The sequence below is a fragment of the Candidatus Polarisedimenticolia bacterium genome, from assembly GCA_035764505.1.
GTDB lineage: Bacteria > Acidobacteriota > Polarisedimenticolia > Gp22-AA2 > AA152 > AA152.
This window is the reverse complement of record DASTZC010000130.1, coordinates 1-17,391: the sequence shown is the minus strand read 5'-3', so window position 1 is coordinate 17,391 and position 17,391 is coordinate 1. Positions and strand designations below refer to the sequence as shown.

The 17,391-nt window shown below is 66.7% G+C and carries 12 protein-coding genes; 7 read left to right on the top strand and 5 right to left on the bottom strand.

All coding sequences use genetic code 11. From position 1 onward, the window contains the following. The first annotated feature begins 16 nt into the window (after window positions 1-16). The 5 genes from VFW45_09145 (at window position 17) to VFW45_09125 (ending at window position 4,220) form a co-directional block, all read left to right on the top strand. The gene (locus VFW45_09145; GenBank protein ID HEU5180946.1) at window positions 17-562 is read left to right on the top strand and encodes a DUF6328 family protein; all 546 of its coding nucleotides are present in this window, start codon (window positions 17-19) and stop codon (window positions 560-562) included. After that, a complete protein-coding gene (locus VFW45_09140; protein HEU5180945.1) occupies window positions 559-2,148 on the top strand; it encodes an FAD-dependent oxidoreductase in 1,590 nt (529 codons plus the stop codon). The genes VFW45_09145 and VFW45_09140 overlap by 4 nt, the downstream gene beginning before the upstream one ends. A 173-nt stretch (window positions 2,149-2,321) precedes the next feature. After that, window positions 2,322-2,471, top strand: coding sequence for a lmo0937 family membrane protein (locus tag VFW45_09135; GenBank protein HEU5180944.1), 150 nt, complete (start codon window positions 2,322-2,324; stop codon window positions 2,469-2,471). Window positions 2,472-2,572: 101 nt separating this feature from the next. Next, a complete protein-coding gene (locus VFW45_09130; GenBank protein ID HEU5180943.1) occupies window positions 2,573-2,797 on the top strand; it encodes a hypothetical protein in 225 nt (74 codons plus the stop codon). A gap of 97 nt (window positions 2,798-2,894) precedes the next feature. Then, window positions 2,895-4,220 carry an NAD(P)/FAD-dependent oxidoreductase gene (locus tag VFW45_09125; GenBank protein HEU5180942.1) on the top strand — a complete coding sequence of 442 codons (1,326 nt, stop codon included), beginning with the start codon at window positions 2,895-2,897 and terminating at the stop codon, window positions 4,218-4,220. A gap of 45 nt (window positions 4,221-4,265) precedes the next feature. Here the strand turns inward: VFW45_09125 and kdpB are convergent, their stop codons facing one another. Genes kdpB through kdpA form a run of 3 tightly spaced genes read right to left on the bottom strand, consistent with a single transcriptional unit; the run spans window position 4,266 to window position 8,634 of the window. Continuing rightward, the gene (kdpB, locus tag VFW45_09120) at window positions 4,266-6,302 is read right to left on the bottom strand and encodes a potassium-transporting ATPase subunit KdpB (protein ID HEU5180941.1); all 2,037 of its coding nucleotides are present in this window, start codon (window positions 6,300-6,302) and stop codon (window positions 4,266-4,268) included. 19 nt (window positions 6,303-6,321) lie between these two features. Next, window positions 6,322-6,912 carry a potassium-transporting ATPase subunit KdpC gene (gene kdpC / locus VFW45_09115; GenBank protein ID HEU5180940.1) on the bottom strand — a complete coding sequence of 197 codons (591 nt, stop codon included), beginning with the start codon at window positions 6,910-6,912 and terminating at the stop codon, window positions 6,322-6,324. Window positions 6,913-6,924: 12 nt separating this feature from the next. Continuing rightward, window positions 6,925-8,634, bottom strand: coding sequence for a potassium-transporting ATPase subunit KdpA (gene kdpA / locus VFW45_09110; GenBank protein HEU5180939.1), 1,710 nt, complete (start codon window positions 8,632-8,634; stop codon window positions 6,925-6,927). A 428-nt stretch (window positions 8,635-9,062) separates the two neighbouring features. Between kdpA and kdpD the strand changes: the two genes are divergently transcribed. Together kdpD and kdpE are read left to right on the top strand one after the other, a co-directional pair. Beyond that, the gene (kdpD, locus tag VFW45_09105) at window positions 9,063-11,810 is read left to right on the top strand and encodes a two-component system sensor histidine kinase KdpD (protein ID HEU5180938.1); all 2,748 of its coding nucleotides are present in this window, start codon (window positions 9,063-9,065) and stop codon (window positions 11,808-11,810) included. Further along, window positions 11,807-12,508 (top strand): two-component system response regulator KdpE, encoded by a 702-nt coding sequence (gene kdpE / locus VFW45_09100; GenBank protein ID HEU5180937.1) that lies wholly within the window; start codon window positions 11,807-11,809, stop codon window positions 12,506-12,508. The genes kdpD and kdpE overlap by 4 nt, the downstream gene beginning before the upstream one ends. A gap of 9 nt (window positions 12,509-12,517) precedes the next feature. Here kdpE and VFW45_09095 read toward each other — a convergent pair whose 3' ends face one another. After that, entirely contained in the window at window positions 12,518-16,141 is a 3,624-nt protein-coding gene (locus VFW45_09095) for a M1 family aminopeptidase (GenBank protein HEU5180936.1), read from the bottom strand. Between the two features lie 4 nt (window positions 16,142-16,145). Then, on the bottom strand, window positions 16,146-17,036 hold the full coding sequence (locus VFW45_09090; GenBank protein ID HEU5180935.1) for an ABC transporter ATP-binding protein: 891 nt from the start codon (window positions 17,034-17,036) through the stop codon (window positions 16,146-16,148). Between the last annotated feature and the right edge of the window lie 355 nt (window positions 17,037-17,391).

The window sequence follows — 17,391 nt, the reverse complement described above, 5'->3', positions numbered from 1 at the left end:
AATTGGTGGAGCGACCATGCTGCGGCCTCAGAGGGCGGATGAACAGGAAGAGCTTTCCCTCTCCATGGCGGCCCAGCAGCTGCTCGAGGAAGCGCGCACGGTCGTGCCCGGGATCCAGGCCCTGTTCGGGTTCCAGCTCATCGCCGTGTTCAGCGCTACCTTCGCCGCCAAGCTGACCTCGGGTGAGCAGCACCTTCACCTGCTGGCGCTCTCCCTGGCGGCGATCGCCATCGCCCTCATCATGACGCCGGCCGCCTACCACCGGCAGACCGGGCCGCGCAGGGTGACCCAGAGCTTCATCCGTCTCTCGACGCGGCTGCTCCTGGCCAGCATGCTGCCGCTCGCCGTCAGCATCTGCATCGACTTCTATCTCGTGGGGAGGATCATCGGCGGTCCGGGAAAGATCCCGTACCTGACCGCGGGCCTCTTCGCGGTCTTCCTATCCCTGTGGTTCGTGCTGCCACGCCTGTCCTTCCTGTGGCGCGCGGCCGACCTCGATGAAAACCCGGCTGCGTCGCGCCCCGGCGGGACGCTTCGCCGTGAACGGAGAGTGAATCCATGAAGCGTCAATCCGTGAGAAGCCTTCCGAAGAGCGAGTCCTACGACAACCGGTCCCCCTGGATGGAGGATGTGAAGCTTCCCGCCTTCCCGCCGCTGGCGGAGAACCCCCGCGTCGACGTGGGGATCGTGGGGGCCGGGATCAGCGGCCTGACGATCGCCTACCTCCTCACTCAGGCGGGCAAGTCGGTCGTGGTCATCGACGACGGCGGTCTCGCCAGCGGCATGACCCAGTTCACCACCGCCCACCTGTCGTGCGCCATCGACGCCGGCTACCTGGAGATCGAGAGGATCCATGGCCAGCAGGCGGCGAGGCTGGTGGCGGAGAGCCATCTTTCCGCCATCCACCGCATCGAGCACATCGTGCGCAAGGAGGCGATCGACTGCGACTTCGAGCGGCTCGACGGTTTTCTCTTTCTCGGGCCGGACGACCGCGAGGAGCACCTCGAACGCGAGCTCGAGGCGGTGCGGCGCGCCGGGCTCGCCGATGTGGAGAAGCTGGCGCGCGCGCCGCATTCCCCCTTCGACACGGGACCCTGCCTGCGCTATCCGAACCAGGCCCAGTTCCACCCGCTGAAGTACATGGCGGCCCTGGCGGCTGCCGTGCAGCGCGGCGGAGGCCGGATCTTCGGCCGCACCCACGCCAAAGAGATCCGCGGGGGAGGGGCTGCGCGCATCAAGGCCGGGAGCAAGAGCATTCTGGCCGACGCGGTGGTGGTGGCGACCAACACCCCGATCAACGATCTGTTTGCCGTCCACACCAAGCAGGCGCCCTACATGACCTACGTCATCGGCGCGCGGGTGCCGGCGGGGTCGATGACCCGGGCGTTGTACTGGGACACCCACGATCCCTATCACTATGTGCGCCTGCAGCCGGGCGGATGGCCCGACGGGCGCCACGACCTGCTCATCGTAGGCGGCGAGGACCACAAATCCGGCCAGGCAGACGACGCGCCCCAGCGCCAGGCGCGTCTCGAGACCTGGGCGCGCGCGCGTTTCCCCTTCATCGAGTCGGTCGATTTCCGCTGGGGCGGTCAGGTCATGGAGGCGGTCGACGGCCTGGCCTTCATCGGCCGGAACCCGCTCGATCAGGACAACGTGTTCATCGCCACCGGGGATTGCGGCATGGGGATCACGCACGGCACGATCGCCGGAATCCTCATCACCGATCTGATCCTGGGCCGGAAGAACTCGTGGGAGCCGGTCTACGATCCTTCGCGCAAGAGGCTCGCGTCGCTGGGCCGCTTCGGGCGGGAGACGATCAATATGGCCGCGCAATACGCCGACTGGGTGACGGGAGGCGAAGTGAGCTCGCCGGAGGCGATCCCGCGCGGCGTCGGGGCGGTGATGCGGCGTGGGTTTGGCAAGGTCGCGGTGTACCGCGACGAGACGGGCATGGTGCACGAGCGCTCCGCCGTCTGCCCGCATCTGGGCTGCATCGTCCACTGGAACCGCGCAACCAAGACCTGGGACTGTCCCTGTCATGGGTCGCGCTTCGACTGTCTCGGCAAGGTGATCAACGGGCCGGCCAACAGTGATCTGGCGCAGACCAACGGCAGGCGGCGCGAAGCCGGTGGCCACGAGGAATAATCGCCGGAGGACGGGGCGGGCCGCAATCCCGGGTAATCACCCTACGGCACTTACGCGCATACCATCAGTTACTTACATACTGAAAAAGTGCGGATTTCGTTCGCCTACCACGGCAGTGCCGACTATTATGCTCTCTGCGGACTGGGGCAACCTTAAAAGCTTAGGAGGTCAACATGCTCGAGACGATCGCGGTAATCCTGTTGGTACTTTGGATACTCGGATTGGTCTCGTCCTATACCATGGGCGGGTTCATACACCTTCTCCTGGTACTGGCGATCGTGGTATTCCTGATCCGGATCCTCAGAGGTCGTACCGCTGTCTGACGGGCCGGACATTGGTCGAGGAGCGCCGGCCGCGAGGCCGGCAGCTTCCCGATCGTCTTGTTGAAGCGCGCCCTCCGCGCGCGCGGGAGTTCGACATGAACATGAACGCGATCCGAATCATCGGGATTGTGTTGATTATCGTTGGTGTCGCGGCGCTGGCCTATGGGCGCTTCAGCTATACCAAAGATACGCACGACGCCAAGATTGGCAAACTGGAGCTGTCCGTCAAGGACAGGGAGACCGTGCACATCCCGCCCTGGGCAGGGTGGGTAAGCATAGGAGTCGGCGTGCTCGTGCTGGTGGCGCCCCTTTCACGCAAAGTGTGAGGCGTCTCCGGCAGGCACGTTGATTTGAGGCGTCCGTCGCGGCACGGAATACCCCTCCCGGCCGCGACGGGCGCCTTTTTCGATCCGGGAGACGGAGATGAGGCGGGTCGATGTGGCGGTGGTGGGCGCCGGCGTGGCCGGGCTGGCGGCGGCGGGAGAGCTGGCGCACCACGGCCACCGCGTCGAGGTGCTGGAGGCGCGCGACCGCATCGGCGGCCGGATCTATACCTGCAGCGATGAAAGAATCCCCGTCCCCATCGAGCTGGGCGCCGAGTTCGTCCACGGCAAGGCTCCTGAGACCCAGCGCCTCCTGAAGCAGGCCCATCTGGCGGCCTGCGACGTGGGAAGGGAGCATTGGCAATTCCACCGCGGCAGCGTCCGCCGCGTCACCTACTTCCCGAAAATCGACCGGGTCCTCAAGCGGATCGGCCCGCGCGATCGCAACGGATCCTTCGCGACCTTTCTGAAAAGGCAGCCGGGAGGACGAAGCGAGGCCCAGGGGCGGACCGCCGCCGAAGAGTTCGTCGAAGGCTTCTTCGCCGCCGACCCGCAGCGCATCAGCGCCCGCGCTGTGGCCCCGCAAGGCGAGGAAAGCCCCAGCGAGGCGGCTTCGCACAGCGCCCGCATCGTCCAGGGCTATGACGCCCTGGCCTGGTGGCTTGCGCGCCAGCTCGGATCGCGCATCCGGCTGCGCGCCGCGGTCACCGACATCGAATGGGAGCGGGGCCGAGCCGAGCTGACCGTGCGGCTTCCCAAGGACGGGAGCACGCGCCTGCGGGCCCGCGCGGTCGCTGTCACCGTACCGCTCGGGGTGCTGCAGGCGCGTCCCGGAGACCGCGGCAGCATCCGGCTGCGCCCCGATCCGCCGCGGATTCGCAAGGCGCTTAACGCGATGGCCATGGGACCGGTCACCCGGCTGGTCTTCTGGTTCGAGGACTATCCGTGGCGCATGAGCCCGCGGCTCGGAAGCAATGGCCAGCTGGAGCGCCTGAGCTTCCTGCACCTGAAGAGCGGCCCTTTCAAGGTCTGGTGGACTCCCTTTCCGCTGCGCTGGCCCCTGATGGTGGCCTGGTGCGGGGGTCCTCCATCGGCCGGGCTGGCGCGGCGGAAGCCGGGTGAGATCGAAGGCGCGGCGCTGCAGGACCTCGCGGTCGGCCTTGGAGTGTCGCGGCGACGGATCGCTTCCAAGGTACGCGCCGTCTGGACACACGATTGGAACAATGATCCCTTTTCGCGCGGCGCCTATGCCTACACTCTGGCGGGGTGCGACGATTCCGTGGGCTCTCTCGCCCGTTCGGTGGAATCGACCCTCTTCTTCGCCGGCGAGGCGACCGATCCCGAAGGCTCCGGGACCGTCGAGGGAGCGATCACGACCGGACTGCGCGCGGCGCGCCAGATCCATGCGGCGCTGCGCCGGGACTGACGCGGCGATCGCGAGCGCGGGGACGGCTGTGAAGCGGGCGGCTCTTCAGGCGAGATGGAGCGCGGACAGGAAGATGTCGATCAGCTTGATTCCCACGAACGGAAGCGCGATTCCGCCCAGACCGTACACCAGGAGATTGCGCCGCAGCAGGGCCTCGGCGCCGATCGGCCGGTAGCGCACACCCTTCAGGGCGAGCGGAATCAAGGCGATGATGATCAGGGCGTTGAAGATCACGGCGGAGAGGATGGCCGACTGCGGAGTCCTCAGCCGCATGACGTTGAGAGGCCCGAGCTGCGGCATGGCCAGGATGAACATGGCGGGAATGATGGCGAAGTACTTCGCCACGTCGTTGGCGATCGAGAAAGTCGTCAACGTCCCCCGAGTCATCAAGAGCTGCTTTCCGATCTCGACGATCTCGAGAAGTTTGGTCGGGTTCGAATCGAGATCTACCATGTTGCCGGCCTCCTTGGCGGCGCTGGTGCCGGTGTTCATGGCGACCCCGACGTCAGCCTGAGCCAGGGCGGGGGCGTCGTTCGTGCCGTCCCCCGTCATCGCCACCATGCGGCCCGCTTCCTGCTCGCGGCGGATCAGCTTCAGCTTGTCCTCGGGTGTCGCCTGGGCCATGAAGTCGTCCACTCCGGCCTCGGCGGCGATGGCGGCGGCGGTGAGCGGATTGTCCCCGGTGATCATCACCGTCTTGATCCCCATGGCCCGCAGCTGTGTGAAGCGCTCGCGAATTCCGCCCTTGACGACGTCCTTGAGGTGAACCAGCCCGAGGGCGCGGCCGTTCTCCGCCACGGCGAGCGGGGTGCCGCCGGTGCGGGCGATCTGATCCGATCCCGCCAGCAGCTCGACCGGCAGCTTGAATCCCTTCTGGGCGACCCAACCCTCGATCGCATCGACCGCCCCCTTGCGGATGTCGCGCCCCTCGAGCGTGATACCCGACATGCGCGTGTGGGCCGAGAAGGGCACGAAGAGGGCCTGGGCGGCGGCCAGCTCGCGCGCCCGAATGCCATACTGCTTCGCCAGCACGACGATCGACCGTCCCTCCGGGGTCTCGTCGGCGAGCGAGGCGAGCTGAGCCGCGTCGGCCAGAATCTGCTCCGAGACCCCCGGAGCCGGCAGGAACTTCACCGCCTGGCGGTTGCCCAGGGTGATGGTTCCGGTCTTGTCCAGCAGCAGCGTGTCGACGTCGCCCGCCGCTTCGACCGAGCGACCCGACATGGCCAGGACGTTGTGCTGCACCAGCCGGTCCATCCCGGCGATGCCGATGGCCGAGACCAGTGCGCCGATGGTGGTCGGGATGAGGCAAACGAGAAGCGAGATGAGGACCGGCACCGAAACGGACGTGCCGGCATAGGCCGCGAACGGCGGCAGGCTGGCCACGACCAGCAGGAAAATCAGGGTCAGTACCGCCAGAAGGATGTTGAGGGCGATCTCGTTCGGCGTCTTCTGCCGCACCGCGCCTTCGACCAATGCGATCATCCGATCCAGGAAGGTGTTGCCCGGGTTGGAGGTGATCCGGACGTGAATCCAGTCGGACAGGACTCGCGTGCCGCCGGTGACGGCGCAGCGGTCGCCTCCCGCTTCGCGGATCACCGGCGCCGACTCGCCGGTGATGGCCGACTCGTCGACACTGGCCACTCCTTCGACGACGTCCCCGTCTCCCGGGATGATCTGGCCGGCCTCCACGCGCACCCGGTCGCCGATGCGGAGGGCGCCGGCGGAAACCGTCTCGGTTGCGCCGTCCAGCAGGCGCACCGCGCTGGTCTCGGCCCGCGTCTTGCGCAGAGTCGCCGCCTGGGCCTTGCCGCGCCCTTCCGCCATCGCCTCGGCGAAATTGGCGAACAGGACGGTGAACCAGAGCCAGAACGCGACCTGCCCCGTGAACAGGGGGCTTCCGCCGCCGGTGAGCAGCTCGCGCACCCAGATGATCGTCGTGAGGAGGCTGCCGACCTCGACGATGAACATGACCGGGTTGCGGAGTTGAACTCTCGGGTCGAGCTTGCGAAACGAATCGACCATTGCGGGACGAAGAATGCTCGGTTCCCACAGCGAAATTCTCCGGGCGCGCTCCGACATCACCCGCGGTCCTCCCTGTTCAGCGCCGCCCGGCCGGCGCGATTCCGAACGCCGAGTCTAGCGCGAGATTCAATTCCAGGACGTTGACCACCGGCCGGCCCAGGAAGCCCAGGGCCGGCGCCTGGGTGTGGGAATGGATCAGCTCTCGGACTCGCTCGACGGGGACTCCCCGCGCCTCGGCGATGCGCCGCGCCTGCAACTCGGCGGCCTGAGGAGGGATGTGGGGATCCAATCCGCCGCCGCTTGCCGTCACCAGCTCCGACGGCACCTGGCCGGGCGTCACCCCTTCGCGCGTGGTCACGGCTCCCAGGCGTTCCCGCACGCTTTTCAGATGTTCCGGGTTGGACGGACCCAGGTTGCTGCCGCCGGTCGAGGCGGCGTTGTAGTCGACCGCCGATGGCCTGGGGTAAAAGTAGTCGTCGCGGGTGAACCGCTGCGCGAGCAGGCGGGAGCCCACCACCGTTCCGTCGTCCCGAAGGATGAGGCTCCCCTCGGCCTGGGCAGGGAACAGCGTCCGCCCGATGCTCCAGACGACCAGGGGATAGCCGATCCCGAGGAGGACCATCGTCACCAGGGTGAATCGGACGGCTCGTTTCAACTCGGTCCACATGACGCGCTCCCGTCAGCGCAGCGCCAGGTGCTCGGCGATCGGGCCCAGCACCGCCACCGGCATGAACATCAGCAACCCGAGGATCACGATCACGGCCCACAAAGTGAACCCGAACGTCGCGCTGTCCGCGCGCAGCGTTCCGCTGGTCTCCGGGGCCGCTGGTTTGGCGCCCAGCATGCCGGCCAGCGCCAGCGGCGCCAGGATCGGGATGTAGCGGGCAAGCAGCATCACCAGTCCGGTCGAGATGTTCCAGAACGGAGTGTTGTCCCCCAGCCCCTCGAAGCCGGAACCGTTATTGGCGGTGGCCGAGGTGAACTCGTAGAGCATCTCGGAGAATCCATGGGGGCCCGGGTTCTTCAGCCAGCCGAGGCTTGTCCCGGGGTCGGCGGTGGCCGCCCAGACATGGCAGGCGATGGCCGTGCCCACGAGAATCGACAGCGGGTGCCACAGCATCGCCAGGCTGGCCAGCTTCACCTCCTTGGCCTCGACCTTCTTTCCCAGGAGCTCCGGCGTGCGCCCGATCATCATTCCGGCCACGAAAACCGCCACGATGATGAAGATCAGCATGTTGATGAAGCCGACGCCCACCCCTCCGAAGATGTTGTTGAGCCACATTCCGGCCATCGGCATGAGGCCTCCCAGAGGCGTGAAAGAATCGTGCATGGCGTTCACGGAGCCGTTGGAGGTCACCGTGGTCGTCACCCCCCACAGGGCGGAGAGCCCGGCACCGAAGCGCGTCTCCTTGCCTTCCATCGATCCGGTCGATTGATCGACCCCCAGCGTCGCGATCGCAGGGTTGCCCGCGGCTTCCTGCTGCACGCCGAAGGCCACCATCGGCAGATAGACCGCCAGCATGGTCGCGAAGATCATCACGGCCAGACGCCGGCGGCGCAGCATCGCTCCCAGGGTCCACACCATGGCCATCGGGATGACGGCGATCGACCAGGTCTCGACCAGGTTGCACAGCGCCGTCGGATTCTCGTAGGGATGGGCGGAATTGGGGCCGAAATAGCCACCGCCGTTGGTGCCGAGCTGCTTGATCGCCACTTCCGGCGCCACCATGCCGCGGGCGATCGACTGCTCCCCGCCCTCCAGCGTGGTCGCCTTGGCCGCACCTGCGAAGGTCGCCGGGACGCCCTGCCAGATCAGGAAGATCCCCACGGCCAGCGCCAGGGGGAGCAGGAGGCGCAGCGTCGCCCGGATCAGGTCGACGTAGAAATTCCCCAGATTCGTCAGTCGGTTCCCCCCGAGGCCGCGGATGATCGCGACGCACGCCGCGATTCCGGTGGCCGCGGTGACGAACTGCAGGAAGATGACGGCGATCATCTGACTCAGAGTCGACAGACCCGTCTCGCCGCTGTAATGCTGCAGGTTGGTGTTGGTGACGAAGCTCGAGATCGTGTTGAAGGCGAGCGTCGGCTCCATGTTGCCGATGCGGTCGGGATTGAGTGGCAGGACCTTTTGCAGGCTGACCACCGCGAAGGTGGCCAGCCACATCACCACGTTCGACAACAGAAGGGATCGCCCGTAGCCTTTCCAGTCCTGCCCTTCGGCGGGATCGACGCCGCACAGCCGCAGCACCATCCGCTCCAGCGGAACAAAGAGAGGATCGAGAAAGGTGCGCTCTCCCTGGAAGACGCGCGCCATGTAACGGCCCAGCGGCACGCTGGTCGCGATCGTCAGTGCGATGATGAAGAGAACGGCGGCGTTGTCGATTGCCATCGAGGTCCTCGGATCCTCAGAAGCGCTCGGGCCGGAGCATGGCGTAGAACAAGTACGCTCCTGCAGCGACGCTCAGCAACAGCAGCCACATGGCCGGCCTCCTACACGCGCTCGCAGAATTCGAGGAAGGCGAACATCGCCCCGAACACCGCCAGCCCGAGCAGAACCATTCCCAGGATCAGCACCTTTTCCTCCATCTCGCCGGCTCGCTCGACATTACGGCGCGCGCCATAAAAAAAGCGCAAAATGAAGGACGGGGCGTCTCAAGAAGCCGTAAAGATGCTCATGAAACCGCGGCAGGCGCTGTATATATGGTCGGCCGTTACAGCTGGCGGCTTTGGTGCGGCCGCACCTGAACGGCCGGCACTTCCGAGTTCTTCCCGCTGCTCCAGGATGAGCGGCGGAATCAGTCGCAAGGGGAGCAGCTGTTGAGCGAGCGCCGACCCGACCCCGATCGCCTCCTGGAGCAGCTCAAGAGGGAGGAGAGCCGGGCCCAGCGCGGCCGCCTCAAGGTCTTCTTCGGCGCCAACGCCGGAGTCGGCAAGACCTACGCCATGCTCTCCGCGGGCCAGGCGCTGCGGCGTGAAGGCAAGGAAGTGGTGGCAGGGATTGTCGAGACCCACGGCAGGAACGAGACCGAAGCGTTGTTGGCGGGATTGGAGGTTCTACCGTCTCGCCGCGTCGATTACCAGGGGAAGCAGCTGCGGGAGTTCGATCTGGACGCCGCGCTCAGGCGGCACCCCGCCGTCCTCCTGGTCGACGAGCTGGCCCACGACAACCTGCCGGGCTCGCGCCATCCGAAGCGCTGGCAGGACGTGGAGGAGCTGCTCGACGCCGGCATCGACGTCTATTCGACGCTGAACGTCCAGCACCTGGAGAGCCTCAACGACGTGGTCGGCCAGGTCACCGGCGTCCGGGTGCGCGAGACCATCCCCGACAAGGTCTTCGAGAATGCCGACGAGGTGGCACTGATCGACCTGACTCCCGACGAGCTGCTGACGCGGCTGCGCGACGGGAAGGTCTACCTGCCCGAGCAGGCGCAGGTTGCGGCGCGCAACTTCTTCCGCAAGGGGAACCTGATCGCGCTGCGCGAGCTGGCGCTGCGCCAGACCGCCGATCGAGTCGACGAACAGATGCGGGCCTACCGTCTGGACCGGTCGATCCGGCAGGTGTGGCCCGCGAAGGAGCGGCTGCTGGTCTGCGTGGGTACCGGGCCGGGCATGGAGAAGCTGATCCGCGAGGCGGCGCGGTTGGCGGGGCGGCTGGAAGCTGAATGGTACGCCGTCTACGTCGAGACTCCGGCGCTGCAGCGCCTCCCCGAGACCAGGCGCAACCGCGTCCTCAGGATGGCCAGGCTGGCGCAGGAGATGGGCGCGGAGACCGAGACGCTCACCGCTCCGGAGCCGGCGGAGGCCTTGATCGAGTACGCCCGCAGCAACAACATCACCCGCATCCTGGTGGGCCGCGATCGCAGCCCGCGCTGGCGCTTCTGGGCGCCGACCCTCTCCGAGAGGATCGGGCGCCGCGCTCCCGACCTCGACGTGGTCCTCGTGGGGCTGGAGGAGCCGCCGGGCGGAGCCCGGCCGGCGCCCGCCGAGCCTGAGACGGAGGAGGGGCTTCGCGACCGCCGCAAGATCCCACTACGGCGCTACGGCCATGCCGCTTTGACCTGCCTGGCGACGACGGCCGTCGCCTTCGCCCTCAGAGTCTGGTTCGATCCCGCCAACATCGTGATGCTCTTCCTTCTGAGCGTCGTCCTGGTGGCGGTCTGGTACGGCAGGCGACCGGCAATCTTGGCGGCCTTCCTCAACGTCGCCCTGTTCGACTTCTTCTTCGTGCCACCCACCTTCACCATGGGCGTGCACGACGTGCAGTACCTGCTCACCTTCGCGGTGATGCTGGCGGTCGCCCTGGTCATCGGCCACCTCACTTCCGATCTGCGCTACCAGGCGCGCGTCGCCATCCACCGCGAACGGCGGGCGCGGGTCCTCTACGAGCTCGGGCGTGAGCTGTCGGGCGCCATCTCTCCCGGCCAGATCGCCGGGATCTGCGATCGCTACAGCGAGGAGACCTTCCGGGCGGTCGCCGCGATCATGCTGCCCGACGCGGAGGGTCGCATCCAGCCTCCCGGGCCGGAATCCAGCGCCACGCCGAATCCCGTCGTGGACCTTGGGACGGCCCAGTGGGTCTTCGATCGCAATCAGCCGGCGGGCTTCGGCACCGACACCCTGCCGGGAATCCCGGTGCAGTACGTCCCGCTGAAGGCTCCCGGCCACGTGCGCGGCGTGCTGGCCTTGCAGCCCTCGAATCCGCGCCTGCTGCTGGTGCCCGAGCAGCGCCGGCTCCTGGAGACCTTCGCCGCCTTGATCGGCATCGCGCTGGAGCGCGTGCACTATGCCGAGATGGCCCAGGGGGCGCTGCTGCAGATCGAATCGGAGCGGCTGCGCAGCTCGCTGCTGAGCGCCCTGTCACACGACCTGCGCACGCCGATGACCTCGGTGCTCGGGCTGGCCGAGTCGCTGCCGATGACCACGCCGACGCTGTCGCAGCAACAGCGGGAGATGGTCGATGCCATCCGGGAGGAGGCGGCACGCATGAGCACCTTGATGACCAACCTGCTGGAGATGGCGCGCCTCGAGTCGGGTGAGGTGCGCCTCAACCGGCAGTGGCAGCGGCTCGACGAGCTGGCCGACGCGGCGCTGCGCGGCCGGGGCGAGGCGCTGCGGGGCCGCCGCATTGAGCTGAAGGTTCCACCCGACCTGCCGATGGCGCGCCTCGACGCCGTCCTGATCGAGCGGGTCCTCGCGAACCTGCTGGAGAATGCCGCCAAGTACACCCCCCCGGGAAGCCGAATCCGTCTCGGGGCACGGAACGCGGAGGACCATCTCGAGGTGTTCGTGGCCGACGAAGGCCCCGGAATCCCTCCGGAGATGCTGGACACGATCTTCGACAAGTTCACCCGGGCGAACATGGAATCGGCCCAGCCGGGCGTCGGTCTGGGGCTGTCGATCTGCCGCGCCATCGTGGAGGCGCACGGCGGGATCATCCAGGCACGCAACCTTCCCGAAGGGGGGGCCGAGTTCCGCTTCACCTTGCCGCTTTCAACGGAAGGAAGCCAGAGGGCTCCTGGAGAGGTCCCCGAGGCGCGCGCCGAAGGTGGAGAAAGAAGAGCGTGAGCGATCTGTCGCCGGTCGCCCTCATCGTCGAGGACGAAAAACCGATCCGCCGCTTCGTCCGCACGGCCCTGGAGGCCCAGGGCTTCCAGGTTTTCGAGGCGGAATCGGGAGCCCAGGGGCTCATCGAGGCCGGGACCCGGTCGCCCGATCTCCTGATCCTGGATCTCGGGCTTCCCGACATGGATGGAATCGATTTCCTGCGCGATCTGCGGGGATGGTCGGACCGGCCGGTGATCGTCCTGTCGGCACGCTCGGTCGAGACGGAGAAGATCCGGGCGCTGGACGCGGGCGCCGACGACTATCTCACCAAGCCCTTCGGAATCGGCGAGCTGCTGGCGCGGGTGCGGGTGGCGATGCGGCACCGGGCGCGCGGCGGGGAGGACGGGACTTCGACACTGAGATTCGGCGACGTGGAGGTCGATCTGGCGGCGCGCACCGTCTCACGCGCGGGCAAGGAAATCCATCTCACCCCGATCGAGTACCGGCTGCTGGCCCACTTCATCCGCCACGCCGGCAAGGTGCTGACGCACCGGCAGATCCTGCGGGAGGTCTGGGGCCCTTCGCAGACCGAGAGCCCCGAGTACCTGCGCGTCTACGTGGGGCATCTCCGGCAGAAGCTGGAGGCCGATCCGGCCCGCCCGCGCCATCTCCTCACCGAGATCGGCGTCGGCTACCGCTTCATGATCTCGCCCGCCTGAGCCCCACTCTCAGCGCGAGGCGCGCGCCTGCGGTGTCGACGCGCTCACCGAGACGATGTTGTCGTCGGGGTCGCGGTCGATCAGCTTGTTGAAGGGATCGATCCCGGCCTTCACCGGCTCCTCGTCGACCACCATCTCGAAGCTCGTCGCCGAGCCGTCGACGTGGCGCTTCTCCAGCGCCAGGAGCTTGCCTTCGGAAGGCCCCTTCGGATCGCGCGCGCCGAACACGCCGAAGTCGACCCAGTCATCGATCGGCACGGCCGTCTCCTTCCCCTTGCCGTCGGAGCGGAACTTGGCCGTTTCCACTTCGATGCGCACCGCGTACTTGCCGTCGGGGCGCTTCGACCAGGTGGCGCTCTCCGCCTTGTTGGCGTACAGGGTGATCTGACGGAACAGGTCGTCGACGATCGACCGCCGCTCCAGCGGAACGGCGCTCTGGATGTAATCCAGAAACTCGACCGAGTAGGTGTAAGGAGGCTCCTGGAAGGCGGTCGCCTTGACGTAGCGCGCCAGCGCCTGGTTCAGCGCCTGCTCGCCCACGTAGTCCTTCAGCGCGTACATCACCAAGCTTCCCTTGCGGTAATGGATGTAGGGCTGGTTCTCCACCAGGTAGGAAGGCAGCTCCTCGATCCGCTCGCTGCCGCGTCCCTGCAGGTAGCGGTCCAGCTCATACTTCAGGAAGCGGCGCATCTTCTCCGGGCCGTACATTTTCTCCATCACCATCAGGGCGGAGTACTGCGACATCGTCTCGGACATCAGCGTCGCCCCCTGGACGTTGCCGCCCATCACCTGGTGGGCCCACCACTGATGCGCCACCTCGTGGGCCGTGACGTAGGAGACGTAGTCGATGGCATCGGGCTTGTCGTCCAGCCGCGCGATGAAGCCGATGCTTTCCGAGAAGGGAATGGTGTTGGGGAAGGACTGCGCGAAGGTGGCATAGCGCGGGAACTCCACGATGCGCACCTGCTTGTGCTGATAGGGGCCGAAGTTGGCGGTGAAGTAATCCAGCGATTTCTTGGTCGCCTCGATCATCCGGTCGACGTTGTAGGGATGTCCGGGGTGGTAGTAGATCTCGATGGCGACGTCGTTCCAGTGGTCCTTCTTCACGGCGTAGCGCGCCGACAGGTAGGCGAAGAAGTCGAAGATCGGGGAATCCATCTCGTAGCGGAAGTAGCGGCGGCCGTTCTCCGTCCACTCCCGCTTCAGGTATCCCGGGGCCAGGGCGATCTGATCGGGGCTGGTGCTCACGGTGGTGCCGAACTTCACCCAGTCGGCTTCGGCGGAGATGTAGTTGTCGCGGCGCGCCGCGGCGTCGTCGATCTTGGGGAAGCGGGTCACCGGCGGCAGATCGCGGCGCCGTCGCTCGGTCGGATCGTCCAGCTCGAGGGTCTTGTTATAGCCGACGTGCGGGAAGAACTCGCCGCTGTCGAAGAAGGTGCCGTTGGCGACGAACTGGTTGCGGGCCCCGTTGTTGACGAAGCCGCGGTTCTCGATGGCGAAGTCATAGTCGACCCGCATCGTCGCTCCCGGGGCCAGCGGCGGATCCAGCCGATAGATGCGGTAGCCGAGATCCTTGTCCTCCTGCGACAGGACGGCCCCGGCCGGCTTGAGCGCGTGCAGGACCAGGTCGGGATTCATGGTCATGTGCAGCCGATCGATCGGCGCATCGGTCTTGTTCGTGAGCACGTAATTGCCGCGGACGGAGACCGAGCGGTCCTCCGGCCGGATGTCGACGGCGGCTTCGACCTCCGTGACGCGCGGCTGCGGCTCTTTGAGGTACTTGCGGTACTTCTTCTCGTAGTCGGCCTGCCGATCGAACATCGTCTTGGTCGGCCGGTAATGGTTCAGGACGACGGTGTTGTAGTAGATCACGCCGCCGCTCCCCAGGATGCCTAGCACCGCCGCGGCCAGCGTCGCGAGCGCCGGCGGGCCCAGGCGGTTGCGCCCCTCCCGCAGGCGCAGGCGGAACGATGACTCCGATCCGCGCACCCACAGCAGGTGCGCCACCGTCACCAGCACCGTGCAGACCAATCCCCAATACAGATAGAACCAGGCGAGCGGCTGGACGAAGTGGCCATAGCCGTTCATGTCGGAATAGGGCGAGTCGGGAGCATTGCCGAAGCGGTACAGGAAATGCTCGTATCGCAGCGCCGGCAGGATGAAGCCAGCGATGTAGAACAGGCTCGACACCAGCCATCCCACGAACTTGTTGTCCACGAGAACCTGGACGAACAGGCAGAGCGCCGCGTAGAACAGCATCCGCGGCAGGACCACCAGGAAGAGACCCTTGAGATAAAGAGCCACCTCGAAGTTGGTGTAGCCGTTGAAGGCCTGGAATCCGATGCAGAACACCATCGCGGCGGCCAGCATGGCGACGACGATCCCGATCAGCGCCGTGAACCTCGAGGCCCAGCCGACCCAGGTCGGAACTGGCAGAGCGTCGAGAGTCTCCGACATCCGCAAGGTGCGCTCCCGCCACACCAGCTCGCCGCTGTAGAAGGTCAGGACGAGGAAGAGGAACAGCCCGAAGGCACCCATGACGGCCCGGATCATCAGGTTGGTGACGGGATAGATCTTGGTGCCGTAGAGATCGTCGAGGGAATAGACCGAGCCGAAGACGTTCAGCAGGCCGGCGAACAGCATCACCAGGAAGGGCGCCCCTTTCAGGGCCCCGACCAGCTCGATGCGCGTCTGGCGGGCGTACTGCTTCCAGGCCGCCGCCCGATCGAAGCGCTGGGCCGGCGCAGGCACGCGGACGGCGGCGCCGCGCGCCGGAGATATCGCCTCGGCTGCCTGGCTCGCCTTCCGGGCCTTGCGCCGCGCCCCGCGGCCGGCGACGGTGGTGAACCGGAAGCGCGCCCAGGTGACGACCAGGAACACCGCGGCGACGGAGAGCCACAGGAGGCGGTTCTCCAGCAGGATGCCGCGCAGCGGCATCGCCCCGGTGTTCTTCTCGATCACCGTCCAGTAGCGCGTCACCAGCTCGAAGGCCCCGAAGCCGTACGGATCGACCAGGGCGGCGAGGGTGCGGTTCTCCAGATCGCCCAGGAAGATTCCCGAGATGGCGTAGCCGACGAAGAAGACCACCACGCCGGCGTAGGTGACCAGCATGCTCCGGCTCAGCGTCGCCAGCGCGAAGAAGATCGCGCCGGTGATGATCACGTTGGGCAGGACGAAGGCGAGCATCGAGAAGAGATAGGGAGCCAGGTTGATCGGGCCGATGCGCTCCGGCTCCAGCCACGGCATCAACCCGCCGATGAAGACGCCGAGCAGGACGGCGACGTAGACCAGCCAGGAGACGAACAGGGCCCCCGAGAGGCGGCCGAAAAGGTATTCGGCCTTGCGCAGCGGAAGAGAGAAGAAGAGCGCGTCGGCCTGTGTCTCGAAATCGCGGTGGACGCTGCCGGCGGCAAAGGCGGTCGTCAGGAAGGTGCCGATGACCGTCATGACCAGCAGGATCTGCATCAGGACGAAGGGGGCGTTGCGGTTGACGCTGCCGATCGATCCGCCGATCGAGATGACGTCGGTCGTGACGGCGCCGAAGGTCATCAGGAAGAAGAGAATCGCGGAGATCCAGAACAGCGGCTGCCGGAGCTGGTAGCGGACCTCGAAGGCGAAGATGCGGGCGAGCATGGCGTCAGGCCGCCCGCGTGCCGGCGTCGCGCAGCGTGGAGAAGTAGACGTCTTCCAGGTCGACGATGACCGGCTCGAAGGTCGCGTCCGGGCGGTCCTGCGACAGGACGTGGATGGCGGTGCGTCCTCCCACCAAGTGGGTCGAGATCACCGCCAGGTCGCGCTCGTGTTCCGCCAGCTGCTCGCGCGGCACGATCTTCTTCCAGACGCGCCCCCGCAGCGACTCGATGGCAGAACCCGGCTCGCCGCTGACCAGAACCCGCCCCGAGGCGATGATCGCCATACGGCTGCACAGATCGCTGACGTCCTCGACGATGTGAGTCGAGAGGATGACCACCACGTTCTCACCGATCTCGCTGAGCATGTTGTGGAAGCGCAGCCGCTCCGCCGGATCCAGTCCGGCGGTCGGCTCGTCGACGATCATCAGGCGCGGATTGCCCAGCATCGCCTGGGCGATCCCGAAGCGCTGCTTCATCCCGCCGGAGAAGGTCCCCAGCCGCCGCTTGCGCACATCCCACAGGTTGGTCCGGTGCATGACCGATTCGACCACCTCGGCCCGTGCCTTGCGATCGATGATCCCCTTGAGGACGGCGAAATGATCCAGAAGCTCCAGGGCCGAAACGCGCGGGTAGACCCCGAACTCCTGCGGCAGGTAGCCGAGGATCCGGCGCACCGCGTCCTTTTGCCGCAGCACGTCGATCTCCCCGAAGGAGATCGAGCCGCCGTCGGGCTCCTGCAAGGTGGCGATGGTGCGCATCAGAGTCGACTTCCCGGCCCCGTTCGGGCCCAGCAGCCCGAACATCCCGGCGGGAATGCGCAGCGAGACGCCCTTCAGCGCCTGGACGCCGCCCGGATAGGTCTTGGTGACGCCGTCGATGACGAGATCGGGGGTCATGCTTCCTCCAGGTGATGATTCGCTTGTCCGGGTGATGCTTCCATAATACGAGCAGGGCCGGCAATAGGTTCCGGCCGGACGGCGCTTATTCATGTCCGAAAGGTCCCGACAGCCTGGGCCCGGGCGGGGGCACCGTTGGACGCGACGGCAAAGAGCGGCCGCGCGTCAACACTACGTTGGGCCTGAGCCCGAACAGGGGCACCGTTTGACGCGTCGGCAAAAGGCGGCCGCGCGTCAACGGCCGGCACTTGATCAGGCTTGGGGCCGGGAGGCAGGCCTCAAGAGGGCTTGTTGAAGGCTTGATCCATGCGTTCGAGCATCGCCTGCTCTGAAGAAGAGATCTTGCCGAAACCGA

Bases quoted from the DNA above. Each gene is read 5' to 3' on its own strand.
- VFW45_09145 (HEU5180946.1), top strand. From the start codon at position 17: ATGCTGCGGCCTCAGAGGGCGGATGAACAGGAAGAGCTTTCCCTCTCC.
- VFW45_09140 (HEU5180945.1), top strand. From the start codon at position 559: ATGAAGCGTCAATCCGTGAGAAGCCTTCCGAAGAGCGAGTCCTACGAC.
- VFW45_09135 (HEU5180944.1), top strand. From the start codon at position 2,322: ATGCTCGAGACGATCGCGGTAATCCTGTTGGTACTTTGGATACTCGGA.
- VFW45_09130 (HEU5180943.1), top strand. From the start codon at position 2,573: ATGAACGCGATCCGAATCATCGGGATTGTGTTGATTATCGTTGGTGTC.
- VFW45_09125 (HEU5180942.1), top strand. From the start codon at position 2,895: ATGAGGCGGGTCGATGTGGCGGTGGTGGGCGCCGGCGTGGCCGGGCTG.
- kdpB (HEU5180941.1), bottom strand. From the start codon at position 6,302: ATGTCGGAGCGCGCCCGGAGAATTTCGCTGTGGGAACCGAGCATTCTT.
- kdpC (HEU5180940.1), bottom strand. From the start codon at position 6,912: ATGTGGACCGAGTTGAAACGAGCCGTCCGATTCACCCTGGTGACGATG.
- kdpA (HEU5180939.1), bottom strand. From the start codon at position 8,634: ATGGCAATCGACAACGCCGCCGTTCTCTTCATCATCGCACTGACGATC.
- VFW45_09095 (HEU5180936.1), bottom strand. From the start codon at position 16,141: ATGCTCGCCCGCATCTTCGCCTTCGAGGTCCGCTACCAGCTCCGGCAG.
- VFW45_09090 (HEU5180935.1), bottom strand. From the start codon at position 17,036: ATGACCCCCGATCTCGTCATCGACGGCGTCACCAAGACCTATCCGGGC.